The 13,355-nt window shown below is 71.0% G+C and carries 16 protein-coding genes; 11 read left to right on the top strand and 5 right to left on the bottom strand.

The genetic code is table 11. The features are described from left to right. Window positions 1-54 precede the first annotated feature (54 nt). Entirely contained in the window at window positions 55-315 is a 261-nt protein-coding gene (locus ACIRQP_RS27325; protein ID WP_403893885.1) for a hypothetical protein, read from the bottom strand. Window position 316: 1 nt separating this feature from the next. Continuing rightward, a complete protein-coding gene (mca, locus tag ACIRQP_RS27330; protein ID WP_403893887.1) occupies window positions 317-1,198 on the bottom strand; it encodes a mycothiol conjugate amidase Mca in 882 nt (293 codons plus the stop codon). Window positions 1,199-1,296: 98 nt separating this feature from the next. On the opposite strand from mca, the gene ACIRQP_RS27335 reads away from it, so the two are divergent. Further along, a complete protein-coding gene (locus ACIRQP_RS27335) occupies window positions 1,297-1,698 on the top strand; it encodes a DUF4307 domain-containing protein (RefSeq protein ID WP_403893889.1) in 402 nt (133 codons plus the stop codon). Between the two features lie 247 nt (window positions 1,699-1,945). Continuing rightward, window positions 1,946-2,443, top strand: coding sequence for a transcription elongation factor GreA (greA, locus tag ACIRQP_RS27340; protein WP_403893891.1), 498 nt, complete (start codon window positions 1,946-1,948; stop codon window positions 2,441-2,443). Window positions 2,444-2,607: 164 nt separating this feature from the next. Here greA and ilvA read toward each other — a convergent pair whose 3' ends face one another. Next, window positions 2,608-3,861 (bottom strand): threonine ammonia-lyase, encoded by a 1,254-nt coding sequence (gene ilvA, locus ACIRQP_RS27345; RefSeq protein WP_403893893.1) that lies wholly within the window; start codon window positions 3,859-3,861, stop codon window positions 2,608-2,610. A 166-nt stretch (window positions 3,862-4,027) separates the two neighbouring features. Here ilvA and ACIRQP_RS27350 point away from each other — a divergent pair, with 166 nt between their 5' ends. The 3 genes from ACIRQP_RS27350 to ACIRQP_RS27360 are packed head-to-tail and all read left to right on the top strand — an operon-like array spanning window position 4,028 to window position 5,423. Beyond that, window positions 4,028-4,627 (top strand): MarR family winged helix-turn-helix transcriptional regulator, encoded by a 600-nt coding sequence (locus tag ACIRQP_RS27350; protein WP_403893895.1) that lies wholly within the window; start codon window positions 4,028-4,030, stop codon window positions 4,625-4,627. Between the two features lie 32 nt (window positions 4,628-4,659). Further along, window positions 4,660-5,172 (top strand): sigma factor-like helix-turn-helix DNA-binding protein, encoded by a 513-nt coding sequence (locus ACIRQP_RS27355; RefSeq protein WP_403893897.1) that lies wholly within the window; start codon window positions 4,660-4,662, stop codon window positions 5,170-5,172. Next, window positions 5,169-5,423, top strand: a complete 255-nt coding sequence (locus tag ACIRQP_RS27360) for a hypothetical protein (protein ID WP_403893899.1) — start codon at window positions 5,169-5,171, stop codon at window positions 5,421-5,423. Before ACIRQP_RS27355 ends, ACIRQP_RS27360 begins: the two co-directional genes overlap by 4 nt. A gap of 149 nt (window positions 5,424-5,572) precedes the next feature. Here the strand turns inward: ACIRQP_RS27360 and ACIRQP_RS27365 are convergent, their stop codons facing one another. Then, entirely contained in the window at window positions 5,573-6,733 is a 1,161-nt protein-coding gene (locus ACIRQP_RS27365) for a cystathionine gamma-synthase (protein ID WP_403893901.1), read from the bottom strand. A gap of 171 nt (window positions 6,734-6,904) precedes the next feature. Here ACIRQP_RS27365 and ACIRQP_RS27370 point away from each other — a divergent pair, with 171 nt between their 5' ends. Further along, on the top strand, window positions 6,905-8,038 hold the full coding sequence (locus ACIRQP_RS27370) for a hypothetical protein (RefSeq protein ID WP_403893903.1): 1,134 nt from the start codon (window positions 6,905-6,907) through the stop codon (window positions 8,036-8,038). Between the two features lie 73 nt (window positions 8,039-8,111). Then, window positions 8,112-8,780, top strand: coding sequence for a peptide-methionine (S)-S-oxide reductase MsrA (gene msrA / locus ACIRQP_RS27375; protein ID WP_403893905.1), 669 nt, complete (start codon window positions 8,112-8,114; stop codon window positions 8,778-8,780). 138 nt (window positions 8,781-8,918) lie between these two features. On the opposite strand, the gene ACIRQP_RS27380 is transcribed toward msrA, so the two are convergent. Further along, window positions 8,919-9,944 (bottom strand): hypothetical protein, encoded by a 1,026-nt coding sequence (locus ACIRQP_RS27380; protein WP_403893907.1) that lies wholly within the window; start codon window positions 9,942-9,944, stop codon window positions 8,919-8,921. A 101-nt stretch (window positions 9,945-10,045) separates the two neighbouring features. On the opposite strand from ACIRQP_RS27380, the gene ACIRQP_RS27385 reads away from it, so the two are divergent. The 4 genes from ACIRQP_RS27385 to ACIRQP_RS27400 all read left to right on the top strand — a co-directional run bounded on the left by ACIRQP_RS27385 (window position 10,046) and on the right by ACIRQP_RS27400 (window position 13,266). After that, window positions 10,046-10,699 (top strand): TetR/AcrR family transcriptional regulator, encoded by a 654-nt coding sequence (locus ACIRQP_RS27385; protein ID WP_403893909.1) that lies wholly within the window; start codon window positions 10,046-10,048, stop codon window positions 10,697-10,699. 193 nt (window positions 10,700-10,892) lie between these two features. Further along, window positions 10,893-11,717 carry a hypothetical protein gene (locus ACIRQP_RS27390; protein ID WP_403893911.1) on the top strand — a complete coding sequence of 275 codons (825 nt, stop codon included), beginning with the start codon at window positions 10,893-10,895 and terminating at the stop codon, window positions 11,715-11,717. 104 nt (window positions 11,718-11,821) lie between these two features. After that, window positions 11,822-12,394, top strand: coding sequence for an RNA polymerase sigma factor (locus ACIRQP_RS27395; RefSeq protein ID WP_403893913.1), 573 nt, complete (start codon window positions 11,822-11,824; stop codon window positions 12,392-12,394). Continuing rightward, window positions 12,391-13,266: a zf-HC2 domain-containing protein gene (locus ACIRQP_RS27400; protein ID WP_403893915.1), complete on the top strand. Its 876-nt coding sequence runs from the start codon at window positions 12,391-12,393 to the stop codon at window positions 13,264-13,266. The genes ACIRQP_RS27395 and ACIRQP_RS27400 overlap by 4 nt, the downstream gene beginning before the upstream one ends. Window positions 13,267-13,355: the final 89 nt, after the last annotated feature.

Genomic DNA, 13,355 nt, shown 5'->3' on the forward strand with positions numbered 1-13,355 from the left:
GCCCCATGACGCCCTGTGGGTGTCATGGGGCCAGGCGCGACCGAGGCGGCCGCGCTACTCGCCGTGCGGGGTGGCGGACGTCGGCTCGCTCTCCGCGGGCCGCTTCGAGGACGGCGCGGACGCGGCGGGCGTCTGCGCCGGAGGCTCCTCGAAGTTGACCATGTCCATGTGGCGGTTCATCGACTTCATCAGCAGCCACACGCCCCCCGCCATCAACGCGAACACGATGAACCCGAGCACACCGGGCGTCACCTTGTTCTGGTCGAGCTCCTGGGCGAGAGGAGTCGCGAACGCCATCGCCTGAGTCGCATACATATCAGCCATTGTCGCGGATGCCCGCGAACAGGTCGCTCTCGGGGAGGGATGTATCGACGAGCGACTTCGCGAGCTCGTACTCCTCCGTCGGCCAGACCTCCCGCTGGATGTCCATCGGGATACGGAACCAGCCGCCGTCGGGGTCGATCTGGGTGGCGTGCGCGATCAGCGCCTTGTCCCGGATCTCGAAGAAGTCGGCACACGGCACATGCGTGGTCAGTGTCCGCTCCACGCGCTCGAACTCCTTCCAGCGCTCCAGCCACTCGCCGTACGGGGACTCAAGACCCCGGGCGAGCAGCGCCTCGTGGAGCGCGACCGTACGCGGCCGGTTGAAGCCCTGGTTGTAGTAGAGCTTCTCCGGCTGCCAGACCGGACCGAAGTCGTCCTCCGGGTACTTCTCCTTGTCCGCGGCGGCCTCGAACGCCACCATCGAGATCTTGTGGGTCATGATGTGGTCCGGGTGCGGATACCCGCCGTTCTCGTCGTACGTGGTGATGACCTGCGGCCGGAACGACCGGATCATGCGTACGAGACGGCCCGCCGCCTCGTCCACGTCCTCCAGCGCGAAGCAGCCCTCGGGCAGCGGCGGCAGCGGGTCGCCCTCGGGCAGCCCGGAGTCGACGTACCCCAGCCACTCCTGCTTGACGCCGAGGATCTCCCGCGCCTCGTCCATCTCTTTTTTACGGACCTCGTGGATGTGCTCCTCGATATAGGCGTCACCCTGGAGCTTGGGGTTGAGGATGGAGCCGCGCTCGCCTCCCGTGCAGGTCACGACCAGCACGTCCACCCCCTCGGACACGTACTTGGCCATGGTGGCCGCGCCCTTGCTCGACTCGTCGTCGGGGTGGGCGTGAACGGCCATCAGCCGCAGCTGCTCAGTCAAGACTCGATCCTCAGTGATGTGTCGCATCGGACGGCTTCTATAGTGACGGATATCGGGGGACGGAAATTCCGGGTCGCCCGACTCCGAAAGGAACGATCATGGCCGCGGTGCGCGAGGAGCCTCCCCGGGGCCGCTACGGCCGCTCGGCGGACCAGCGCGCGGACCGTGGTCTGAAGGTCGTCGGCGCGGTGCTCGGCGTCGCGCTGATCGGTCTGATCGGCTGGTTCGGCTATCACTACGTGGTCGACCGGAGTGTCTCCGGTGAGCTCATCAAGTTCAAGCGGGTTTCCGCCACCGCGGTCGAGGCGCATCTGGAGGTCCGCAAGGACCGGGACGCCACCGGCAGCTGTACGTTGCGCTCCCTCGCGGAGAGCGGCGCGGAGGTCGGCCGGCTGGACGTGCGCTTCGCCGCGGGCGAGACGCGGATCGACCGGGTCGTCACGGTGCGTACCACGGACAGCGCGACCAGTACCGAGCTGGTGGGCTGTACATCGGACTGAGCCGGTCCCGGGCGCCTCGGCCTTCCAGGCGGCCCTTCCAGGCGCCGGGAGCGGGCGACACGAGCGCGGTGACCCGCCGCCTGTGTCGACGAAGCCCGCGCTGACCTGGGCTGATGTAATTCTGACGGCATTCGTCCTCCCCCTCGCGCCACGAAATTGTTAGGCTCGTGGTTTCGCCCAACCGAGAAGGCACAATCTTCTTGGGTAGGGCGTTGCTTTGTATTCCCGGTACCTACGAGGAGCACCTGTGACCCAGACCAGTGAGAACGTCACCTGGCTCACCCAGGAGGCGTACAACCAGCTGAAGACCGAGCTGGAGTACCTGTCTGGTCCCGCGCGCACGGAGATCTCTATGAAGATCGCGGCGGCCCGTGAAGAGGGCGATCTGCGGGAGAACGGCGGGTACCACGCGGCCAAGGAGGAGCAGGGCAAGCAGGAGCTCCGAGTGCGCCAGCTGACCCAGCTCCTGCAGAACGCGAAGGTCGGCGAGGCCCCGGCGGACGACGGGATCGTCGAGCCCGGCATGGTCGTGACGATCGCCTTCGACGGAGATCCGGACGACACCCTGGACTTCCTGCTGGCCTCGCGTGAATACGCCAGCTCGGACATCGAGACCTACTCGCCGCAGTCCCCACTGGGCAGCGGTGTACACGGCAAGAGGGTCGGTGAGAACGCGGAGTACGAGCTGCCCAACGGCAGGACCGCCTCCGTGAAGATCCTCGAAGCCAAGCCCTACCAGGGCTGAGCCGGGGCCGGTACACCCACGGGTGTACCGGCCTTTACGCTGACCGGATCGGACCGGTACGTATCCGACCGGATCTGGCCGGATCCGAGCCGGGCCTCAGCGGCGGGCGGTGCTCGGTCGCCCGGCGCCCCGGCGCCGCGGGCCTCGGTCCAGAGCCGCGGGCCTCAGTCCAGAATCGTGTAGCCCGCCTTCCGCAGCGCCGCCGCCACCTCCGTGCAGTGCGCGGGCCCCTTGGTCTCCAGATGCACTTCCACGTCCGCCTCGGTCAGCCCGAGCCGCGGATCGGTCCGTACATGGCTCACATCGAGCACATTGGCGTCGGCGACCGACAGCACCCCGAGCATCGTCGCCAGCGCGCCCGGCCTGTCCGTCACTCGCAGCCGCAGACTCAGATAGCGCCCGGCCGCCGCCATGCCGTGGCGCAGGATCCGCTGCATCAGCACGGGGTCGACATTGCCGCCGGAGAGCAGCGCGACCACCGGGCCGTGGAAGGAGCCGGGGTCGCTGAGGAGCGCGGCCACCGGGCTCGCTCCGGCCGGTTCCACCACCAGTTTCGCCCGCTCCAGACAGAGCAGCAGGGCGCTGGACAGCTCGTCCTCGGAGACCGTACGCACCTCGTCGACCAGCTCCTGGATCAGCTGGAACGGGATGTCGCCGGGGCGTCCCACCTTGATGCCGTCCGCCATCGTCTGGGGTGACTCGACCGCCATCGGCCGGCCCGCGGCGAGCGAGGGCGGATACGAGGCGGCGCCCGCCGCCTGGACCCCGATCACCCGGACGTCGGGGCGCAGCGACTTCACCGCGAGGGCGACGCCCGCGGCCAGCCCGCCGCCGCCGATCCCGACGACGATCGTCCGTACCTCCGGGCACTGCTCCAGGATCTCCAGGCCGACCGTGCCCTGTCCGGCGATGACGTCCGGATGGTCGAAGGGATGGATGAAGACCGCGCCGGTGTTCCTGGCGTACTCCTGGGCGGCGGCCAGTGTCTCGTCCACGACCTGTCCGTACAGCCGCACCTCCGCTCCGTAGTCGCGGGTCGCCGCGACCTTCGGCAGGGGCGCTCCGACCGGCATGAACACCGTGGACCGGACCCCGAGAAGGGTGGAGGCGAGCGCGACGCCCTGGGCGTGGTTGCCCGCGCTGGCCGCGACGACGCCCGCCGCGCGCTCCTCCGGGGAGAGGCAGGCGATGCGTACGTAGGCGCCGCGCAGCTTGAACGAGCCGGTCCGCTGGAGGTTCTCGCACTTGAAGAGGACTGGCGCGCCGACCAGCTGCGTCAGATATCTGCTCCCCTCCATGGCGGTCATCCGCGCGACGCCGGACAGCATCTTCTGGGCCCCTCGGATGTCATCGAGCATCACGGGGTGCGAGGGGTGGTGCGCGGGACGAGGCACCGGGCGGGACGTACCGAAGCTCATGGAAGCCAGTCTCGCAGCTCATCGGCCGGGCGGCCGTCGGTGTCCACCACCGGACCCGTGCCCGGGTCACGTACGGCATCGGGTTTTCGCAGTGCAGGTACGGTCCAAGCCATCGCCGCGTACTCTGTCCCCCACCAACCGCCCCCCGCACGAGAGAGCCCCAGCCATGCCCCCCATTCAGGACATGACTTCCGCTGCGTCGGTCTCCAGGGAGACGACGTCCGAACCCTCGGACGGCGCCGGCCTCCTCGATGCCCTCCAGCACCAGGTGGCCGTCTTCGCCCGGCGGGCCGAACAGACCCGGCTCGGTGGTGTGGGCCAGGTCCGCAACTCGATGGACCGTGCCGCGTATCTGCTGCTCAACCGGCTCGACCGGGAAGGCCCGATGGGCGTCAAGGCGCTGGCCGCCGGGATGGGCATCGACTCCTCGACCGTCACCCGGCAGGTCGCGCCGCTGGTCGACACCGGCCTGGTCAAACGCACCTCGCATCCAGAGGACGGCCGCGCGGTCGTGCTCGAACTGTCGGCGCGCGGACTGGCCCGGCTCGAAGAGGTCCGCTCGTCACGGCGCGAGCTGATGGCGCAGGTCACGGCCGGCTGGACGGAGGAGGAGCGGGACTCCTTCACCACCCTGCTGACCCGGTTCAACGGCGCGCTGTCGGCGCGGGCGGCCAGGCTGCCTTCCAGTGAGGGCGGTACGGGCGGTGGGATCGACACGGGCGGTACAGAAGGTACGGATGAGCCGGGGGCGGCTACGCCCTCTTGACCCTGGGCTCTCGCACGACCTCAATTGAGGTCGTGCGAGAGCGGCGGGCTGCCTTGGATCGTCGCCGCGCCCGGGAATTCGAGGCGTTCGCCGCGGGCGCGGCCGGCCGGCTTCTGCATGCGGCCGTACTGCTCACCGGCGAGCCGCCCGGCGCCACCCCGCGGGCCCAGCGCCTGCTGATCGCGGCGCTGTCCCGTACGTACGCGGAGTGGGACCGGCTCAGCGGTGACGAGGGCGAGGATCCGTACGACCGCGCCCGGCGGGAGCTGGTGCTGCGCTTCGCCCGCGAGGCCGCCTGGCGCGAGCTGTCCTGGCGCGGTCGCCGCCCGAGCGGTGTGCTCGGGCGGCTCGGCCCGCAGGAACGTGTCGTGCTGGTGCTCCGCCTGTTCGAAGGGCTGGCCGAGGAGCAGACCGCCGCGCTGATCGGTCTCCCGCAGGAGCGGGTCCGCGTGATCTGCGCACGGGCGATCTCGGCGATGCGGGAGCCGTCGCCGGGACGCCGTACGAGGCCCGGTCCGTCCGGGCTCCGGGAGGCGGGCCCATGAGGGGCGCCGACCGGAAGCGGGCGGAGGTGCTGCGGATGATGCTGGATCCGGTACGTCCCGACGTACCGGCCGATGTCGTCCGCCGCGCCACCGAACGCGGCGCCCGGCTGCTGCGCAGGCGCCGGACGGCGCGGCGGGTGCTCTGGACGCTGCTGATCGTGGCGCTGGTCGTGTTCGGCGTCTGGGCGTCGGCCGCACATCCGTGGTCGGTGCCGCCGGCGGAGACGACACCGCCGCTGGAGGACTGGTGACGGTCCGGCCGGTCGGCCTCCAGCGGCGGTGAGCGGTCGGCGGTCCGGCGGTCGGCGGTCCAGGTCCAGCGGTCAGCGGTCAGCGGTCAGCGGTGAGAGGGCCGCTCAGCCCAGTCGGCCCAGCCCAGCCCAACTCAGCTCAGCCCAGCTCAGCCCAGCGCCTGCTGGAGATCGGCCAGCAGATCGTCGGCGGACTCGATCCCGACGGAGAGCCTGACCAGGTCGGAGGGCACCTCCAGCGCCGAGCCCGCCGCCGAGGCGTGCGTCATCCGGCCGGGGTGCTCGATCAGGGACTCGACGCCGCCGAGGGACTCCCCGAGCGTGAACAGCTTCGCGCGGTCGCAGACCGCGACCGCCGCCTCCTCGCCGTCCTTGACCTGGAAGGAGATCATTCCGCCGAACGCCTTCATCTGCTTGGCGGCGACCTCGTGCCCCGGGTGCTCGGGCAGCCCCGGGTAGAGGACCTTGGAGACGCGCGGGTGCGTGGTGAGCATCTCGGTGATGCGCGTGGCGTTCTCGCTGTGCCGGTCCATCCGTACGGCGAGGGTCTTGATGCCGCGCAGCACCAGCCACGCGTCGAAGGGACCGGCGACGGCGCCCATCGCGTTCTGGTGGAAGGTCAGCTCGTCGGCCAGCTCCGCGTCATCGACGATCAGCGCGCCGCCGACGACGTCGGAGTGCCCGCCCATGTACTTCGTCGTCGAGTGGACGACGACGTCGGCGCCCAGCGCCAGCGGCTGCTGGAGGTAAGGGCTGGCGAAGGTGTTGTCGACGACGAGCTTCGCCCCGGCCGAGCGTGCGATCCCGGCGAGTTGGGCGATGTCGGTGATGTTGAGGAGCGGGTTCGAGGGGGTCTCGACCCAGATCGCCTTCGTACGCGGGGTGAGCGCGGCCTGTACCGCCGCCGGGTCCGAGGTGTCCGCGACGGAGAAGTCCACGCCCCAGCGGGAAACGACCTTGGCGAAGAGCCGGAAGGTGCCGCCGTAGGCGTCGTTCGGGATCACGACATGGTCGCCGGGCGCCAGCAGCGTACGCAGCAGGCAGTCCTCGGCGGCGAGCCCGGACGCGAAGGCGAGCCCGCGCCGGCCGCCTTCCAGGGCCGCGAGGTTCTCCTCCAGCGCGGTACGGGTGGGGTTGGCGCTGCGGCTGTACTCATAACCGCCGCGCAGGCCGCCGACGCCGTCCTGCTTATAGGTGGACACCTGGTAGATCGGCGGGACGACGGCGCCGGTGAGGGGGTCCGCGGTGTTGCCCGCGTGGATGGCGCGAGTCTCGAAGTGGTGCTGCTCGCTGGAGTGCTGGTGGCTCATGGGTCCTGAGGGTAGCGCCGGTGCGGCTCCCGGCGGCGGGTCGTGGTGCGGTGCGGTGCGTTGTGGTTCGGGCGCGGCGCGGTTCGGGGTGCCGGGGGCCGGGGCGGGGCGGGGCGGACAGGCGCGGGGGCGGGCGCGTTCGCATGGTTCGGGATCCGGGACAATGGGGCCATGGAGATTCTCTGGTTCCTGATCGCGATGGGCCTGCTGGCCGCGGTCGTCGTTCCGTACATCCGGCGCAGCAGGGGCGGTATCCGCCAGGTCGCCCCGGGATCGCCCGATGCCGCCGACCCGGCCGCGTACGGCTTCGTACGGCAGGAGGCGCTGGACGTCCGGCTGCCGGGTCCCGACCAGGACCTCCTGGACGTACTCGACGTCGTGCAGCGCACGCAGGACTGGCGGGCCGCCGCGCAGCTGCTCGCGGGCACCGCGAAGGAGGGCGAGGTGCGCTGGCAGCGCGTGCAGGCGTTCGCCGGGGCGGCCTCGCTGGAGCTCCAGGCGGCGTCGGCGGGCGCGCCGGCACCGGAAGGACAGCGCCCGGCGGGCGGCGCGTGGCTGCGTGCCTGGCGCGCGGAGTCGCCCAAGGACGCGGGCGGGGCGGCGGTGCACGCGGAGTTCCTGGTGCAGCAGGCGTGGCGGTCCTCGGCCGCCGGGACCGATGAGTTCCGGATCATCCTGGAGGAGGCCCGTACGGTGTGCGGCGAGGCGGCCCTGCTGGCGCCCGGTGACCCCGTGCCGTACATCATCGAGCTGGCCGTGGCCCGTGGACTCGGCTACTCCCCCGAGCGGTTCGACCAGCTGTGGGCGAAGGTGATCGACCGCGCTCCGGCGCACATGGGGGCGCATCTGGCGGCCCTGCACTACTGGTGCGAGAAGTGGCACGGCTCCCGCGACGAGGCCGACCGGTTCGCGACCGCCGCCGCGGCACGCGCGCCACGGGGCTCACTGCTGGCGGCGCTGCCGCTGTTCGCGGTGTTCGAGCACCTCCCCGAGGTCAATCTCGTGCAGGGCTTCTACCAGAGCGCGGTGGTCACGAAGGCGGTGGAGGGAGCGCTCTTCGCGGTCCACGCGGCCCGGCAGGACGACCCGATGCTCCCGCACGTACGGCATCTGCTGATCCTCTTCCTCGTACGCTCCGAGCGCTGGGCCGAGACGATGAACCAGCTGGTCCGGGTGGACGGCCATGTCGGGGCGCTGCCGTGGACGCACGACGGCGACCCGGCGGCGGAGTACACGGTGTACCGCGCGCTGGCGGTGGCAGGGTACGAGGCGAACGGCGGCAGCCCGGCGACGCTGCCGCGCTGAGCCGCCGGGCCCCGGAATGTCCGGGACCCCTCATACGTTCCTCAAGACAGGACCCCAACACTTGAGGAGAGCCATGTTCCTGCGCCGCACCCCCGAGCTCCCCACCCCCGAGCAGGCCCTGCGCGGCCGCCCGGAGCCCACGTTCGCGGTCCCCTCCCGCCACACGGTCCTCGGCAACCCGTTGCTGGGCCCGTACCCGCAGGGCCTGGAGATCGCCGACTTCGGCCTCGGCTGTTTCTGGGGCGCGGAGCGCACGTTCTGGCAGAAGGAAGGCGTCTGGACCACTCTGGTCGGCTACCAGGGCGGCTCCACGCCGAACCCCACCTACGAAGAGGTCTGCTCCGGCCTGACGGGCCACACCGAAGCGGTCCGCGTGGTCTACGACCCCAAGGTCGTCTCGTACGCCGACCTGCTGAAGCTCTTCTGGGAGTCCCACAACCCGACCCAGGGCTTCCGCCAGGGCAACGACGTCGGCACGCAGTACCGCTCGGCGATCCACACGCACACCCCGGCCCAGGCCGAAGCGGCGGAATCCTCCCGCGCGGCCTACCAGAAGGTCCTGACGGGCAACGGCTACGGCACGATCACCACGGAAATCCTCCCGGCGGAAGGCCGCACCTTCTACCCGGCGGAGGCCGAGCACCAGCAGTACCTGGACAAGAACCCGGCGGGCTACTGCGGCCTCGGAGGCACGGGCGTCTCCTGCCCGATCGGCGTGGCCGCGGTCTCGTCCGGCGAGTGACCCGAGGACGTCGGGCTCCACACTCGATCGAGTGACATCGTCCGGGCGACCGAAAGTGCCTGAAAGGGCCTGAAAGGGCCTGAAGAGGTTGGTTCCTCTTCAGGCCCTTTCGTCTTCGTCGAGATCCGCGTGACGCGGTCAGGCGCGGTAGTAGTCGGCCAGCGCGGTGAACGCGGCTTTCGGTTCCCAGGGCATGTCGGGATAGGTGTCGCCCTGGCGGTTGTCGAGGACCTTGACGATGCCGGGGCTGGCCAGGTCGAGGTCGTCATGGGGATCGCCGTCGGGGCGGTGGGGGAAGTTGCCGAGCGCGAAGAGGAACGCGAAGGTGCTGTCGACGCCCGCGGCGTCGTAGATCTCCAGCAGCTCGCGCAGGTAGGTGGCCTGGCCGGCCTCGTCGCGGATGTATGCGCCGTTGAGCCGGATGGGCGCGCCGGTGTTCTTGTCGTTCTCGACGATCTCCATGAAGCGACCGCCCAGGTCACCCGCACCGCGATAGGCAGCGGTGCCGAACTCGGTGATCGCGACCGGCTTTCCCTGTGCGACGAGGGTGCGCACGCCCTCGGTGAACCGGTCGGCGACCTCGGCCGACCGGTACAGGTCCATGGACACGATGTCGAACAGGGTCCAGTCGACGCGTTCGAGCGGTATGGCGGCGTAGGTGACCCTGCCGCCGAAGTGCTCGCGCACGAGGGGCACGGCCTTGCCGAGGAAGTCGTTGACCTGTGCGCCGAGTTCGCCGACCAGCTCGTGCAGGCGCTCCCGCTGGTTCAGCAGTAGCTCAAGCCGGTCGTCCTGGGTGTCGCCGGGCAGGAACCCCTTGTTCATCAGGCACAGCTCGGCCCCGGCGACGAACACGATGTCGGCTCCCCGCTGCCGCAGCCGCTCCGCCCGCTCGGCACAGTCGGCGAACAGCGCGAGCATCTGCTCGGTGCCCAGCTCAAGCGGGTAGGGCGAGAACCAGACCTCCAGGCCGAGGTCGGCGGCGCAGGTCGCGGCCAGCTCCAGCCGCTCCGGATCACCGCCGATGACGCGGACCGCGGTGCAGTGCAGGTCGTCACGGATGACGCCCAGCTCGCGCTTGACCACGTCCGGGTCGAAGCGCTCACGGGAGATCTCTCCGTCGCGGACGAAGCCGGTGTCGTAGCTGATGCCCTTGGCACGCATGGGTCTGGTCCTTCCTGCCGGGTACGAGGGTTCGAGAGTAGGCGCAAAAAATGCGTGCACGCAAGTTTGCGCGCGCGCATGGAAGATGGGATGCTGCGGTGGTGACGACACGACGAACCGGGTTGCGCGAGCGGAAGAAGCAGGCCACCCGGGTGGCGTTGCGCGAGGCGGCGCTGCGGTTGGCCCTGGAGCGTGGGCCGGACAACGTTCGCGTCGACGACATCGCGGAAGCTGCCGGGGTCTCGCCACGCACCTACAACAACTACTTCTCCAGTCGTGACCAGGCGATCGTCGCCGCCATCACCGCCGAACGGGAATCCCGGGTGGCGGCAGCGGTGGCCGCCCGGCCCGCCGACGGCCGGCTCGCCGATGCCGTCGTCGACGCGATCGTGGAGCAGTACACCGACCCGGGTGAACGCGACCGCGACGTGCTGCTGCTGATCACCACCAGTCCGACGCTGCGCGACACGTTCGTCGACACGGCCACCTCGATGGAACATCCCCTCGCCGACGCGATCGCCGACCGCCTCGGCGATACCGACCCGTACACCGCCCGCGTGCTCGCGGCGAGCGTGGCCGCCGCGGTTCGTGTCGCGCTCGAACGATGGGTGCGGCCGGCCGCCGCGTCCCCCGGGACCGGGGTGCTCATCGTCCCGGCCGGCTCACTGCCCGACCTGCTCCGCACCGCGCTCGCACCACTCGCACCCGCCCTCGACGGGGCCGAAGCACGATCACAACGCGGTGAGCGGGGGTGACTTCGCTCCATCAGGGCCGGGGCCGCCGTCGCCCCGGCCCCGGCGGGCGACCGGGCGGTGTCGTCCCCGCGCGTGGCCAAGCGCGCCTCGCACAGCAGACCGGAACAGCTGCCGGTGACCGGCGCGTACCGCGCCGGCCGCCGTGGGCTCCCGCCCACTTCACGCCCCCCATCCCGGCGGATAACTTGAGCCCATGGGCGTCTCGATGGACCAGGCGGAGTTCTCAGGCACCACCCTGTACGCCGGGCGGCTGCATCACGCGGCGCACGGGCTGATTCATGTCCTCGGGTACCAGAGCACCACGGCCGCTCCCGCCGCCGGGCCCGGCGCCGTGCTGCTGCATCTGCCCGCGCGGCAGATGTCCCGGGAGAACTTCCTCTCGGCGGCGCGCGGTCCTGACGTGCTCAGCCGGATGGTCGACGCCGTACGGCCGGTACCCGCCGCGGGGCGGGGCGGGAGGGCGTGGCTGGGGTGGGACTCCGGCCAGCGGGTCGAGGTGTTCGACCACGACATCTATACGGTGCTGCTCGCCACCGATCCGACACTCCTCGAATCCGCCCTGATACAGGTGCCGTTACGCAGACGGCCGCGCCTCAATCCGCTCCTGCTGGAGTTCTACGCGGCCCACTACCCCGGCCATTCCATCGTCGTGTGCTGCTTCGACAACGCGGAGGCGGAGCGGGCGAAGCCGCTGCTGATGTGGTACCGGCCGACGGCCCCCGACCGGCTGACGCTGCCCGCGCTGGACTGTCACACCGGCGAGCCGCCCGACCTCAACGCCGATGTTCCCGTGGACCATTGGGTGCTGCTCGGCACCGACGAGGCGCCGGAGGGCTGGGGGGAGGCCGTCGACTATCCGCCCGGGATACGCCACCAGCTGCGGCAGTATCTGCCGGACACCGTCATGGGGTCCTACTTCGGCGGCTGTTCCCTCCCCAACGGCGACTTCGCCATCACGCACGACGATCTGCTCGCGGGCGACCTGGACCGCATACACCGGCTCCGGCCCCGTTCCTGAGCACCCCGCGTTCCGCGGGTAGTGCCGGGTGACAGCCCCGCCGGAATGTGACGCAGGGCACACCGGATGGAAAACCTCACGCCGACCCCGTACGTCTAGCCGGTGTGGGATTCAGCGGGAAGACACCGGCGGAGCTTGACGAGGAAAGACTCGTCAGGCTCGTCGCCAAGGGCGACCGCGCCGCGTTCGAGGAGCTCTACCGGCGTACGGCGCCGTGGCTGGCGGTGCGGTTGCGCCGGCGGTGCGCCGACGAGCAGATCGTCGCCGAGGTCATGCAGGAGACGTATCTGGCGGTATGGCGCGCCGCGAGCGCGTTCGCGGGGGCCGCGGTCGGCGGCAGCGCCGTCGGGTGGCTGTGGACGATCGCGGCGCGCCGGCTCGTCGACGCCTTCCGCAGGCGCGCGCACCAGGCCCGGCTTCCCGCCGCCGTGACCGCCGACGCCACCAGGCCGGCCGTCGCGCCCGCCGCCGAGGACGAGGCGCTGGCGGCGGCGGTCGGCGGGGAGGTCGGCGACGCGCTGCGGCGGCTCGCCCCCGAACTGCGCGACGTGCTGCGGGCCATGGTGCTCGACGGGATGACCGTACGGGAGACCTCCGTACTGCTCGGGGTGCCGGAAGGAACCGTCAAGACCCGTGCCCGGCGGGCGCGGAGAGCGATGCGGGAGGCGCTGTCATGAGCGCGGAGTACCAGGTGGAACACCCGTCGGAGCGGCTCATCGGCCGGTACGCGCGAGGCGATACGGAAGATACGGACGGTACGGAAGCCGCACAGGGGGGCGGGGCGAGCGGCGCCGGCATCGCGCACGACGAGGTCTGGGCGCTCGAAGCCCATCTGGAGTCCTGTGCGCGCTGCCGCGCACGCCTCGCCGCGGCCACCCGCGACGCCACCCCGGCCGTGACCGCGCTGGTCGACGGAGTCTGGGCCGGGCTGACACCACAGCTCCCGGCGATCGCGCCGATGCCACGACTCCGCCGGTGGGCCCCGCCGCTCTCCATCTGGGCCTCACCGGTGATGGTGCCGTGGATGTGCATGACCGTCCTCGTCACCCTGATCGCCGTGATCCTCGACAGCCTGAACAGCCATGGCGTCTCCTTCGTGCTGCTGCTGGCCCCCGTACTGCCCGTGTTCGGTGTCGCCGCCTCGTGGGCGCGCGGCCTCGATCCGGCGTACGAACTCATCGCGGGCACTCCGCGCGCCGGGCTCCAACTGGTGCTCCGGCGCACGACATCCGTACTCGTCGTGGTGATCTCCGCGCTGCTGGTGGCCGGTTGGGTGACCGGCGCCGGCGTCGCGCAGTGGCTGCTGCCCTGTCTGGCGTTCACCACCGGCGCGCTCGCGCTCGGCGGGCTGATCGGGGTGACACGGGCCGCGATCGGGCTGGTGGCGGTCTGGGCCGCGGTGATCGTGACGCCGACGGTGGCCATGAGCCGTACGCCCGTGGCCCTCCACACGGACTCCCTGCCCGTATGGGGCGCCGTCTTCGCCCTCGGTGTGGTGGTCGTGATCGCCCGCCGAGGCGCGTACACCCTCCTCGGCGTCCACCGCTGAGACGGCCGCACAGAGCACCACAAGCAGCCGCACACAGCCACAAACAGTCGCACACCGCCCCACACACTCCCTCATATCCACGTACGCAT

The sequence above is a fragment of the Streptomyces sp. NPDC102274 genome (genome assembly GCF_044766385.1).
GTDB lineage: Bacteria > Actinomycetota > Actinomycetes > Streptomycetales > Streptomycetaceae > Streptomyces.

What these genes read in the sequence shown, in the direction of transcription:
- ACIRQP_RS27360 (WP_403893899.1), top strand. Translation starts at nt 5,169, where the DNA reads ATGAGGGGCGCCGACCGGAAGCGGGCGGAGGTGCTGCGGATGATGCTG.
- ACIRQP_RS27390 (WP_403893911.1), top strand. Translation starts at nt 10,893, where the DNA reads ATGGGCGTCTCGATGGACCAGGCGGAGTTCTCAGGCACCACCCTGTAC.
- msrA (WP_403893905.1), top strand. Translation starts at nt 8,112, where the DNA reads ATGTTCCTGCGCCGCACCCCCGAGCTCCCCACCCCCGAGCAGGCCCTG.
- ACIRQP_RS27370 (WP_403893903.1), top strand. Translation starts at nt 6,905, where the DNA reads ATGGAGATTCTCTGGTTCCTGATCGCGATGGGCCTGCTGGCCGCGGTC.
- ACIRQP_RS27400 (WP_403893915.1), top strand. Translation starts at nt 12,391, where the DNA reads ATGAGCGCGGAGTACCAGGTGGAACACCCGTCGGAGCGGCTCATCGGC.
- ilvA (WP_403893893.1), bottom strand. Translation starts at nt 3,861, where the DNA reads ATGAGCTTCGGTACGTCCCGCCCGGTGCCTCGTCCCGCGCACCACCCC.
- ACIRQP_RS27365 (WP_403893901.1), bottom strand. Translation starts at nt 6,733, where the DNA reads ATGAGCCACCAGCACTCCAGCGAGCAGCACCACTTCGAGACTCGCGCC.
- ACIRQP_RS27335 (WP_403893889.1), top strand. Translation starts at nt 1,297, where the DNA reads ATGGCCGCGGTGCGCGAGGAGCCTCCCCGGGGCCGCTACGGCCGCTCG.
- ACIRQP_RS27325 (WP_403893885.1), bottom strand. Translation starts at nt 315, where the DNA reads ATGTATGCGACTCAGGCGATGGCGTTCGCGACTCCTCTCGCCCAGGAG.
- ACIRQP_RS27380 (WP_403893907.1), bottom strand. Translation starts at nt 9,944, where the DNA reads ATGCGTGCCAAGGGCATCAGCTACGACACCGGCTTCGTCCGCGACGGA.
- ACIRQP_RS27350 (WP_403893895.1), top strand. Translation starts at nt 4,028, where the DNA reads ATGCCCCCCATTCAGGACATGACTTCCGCTGCGTCGGTCTCCAGGGAG.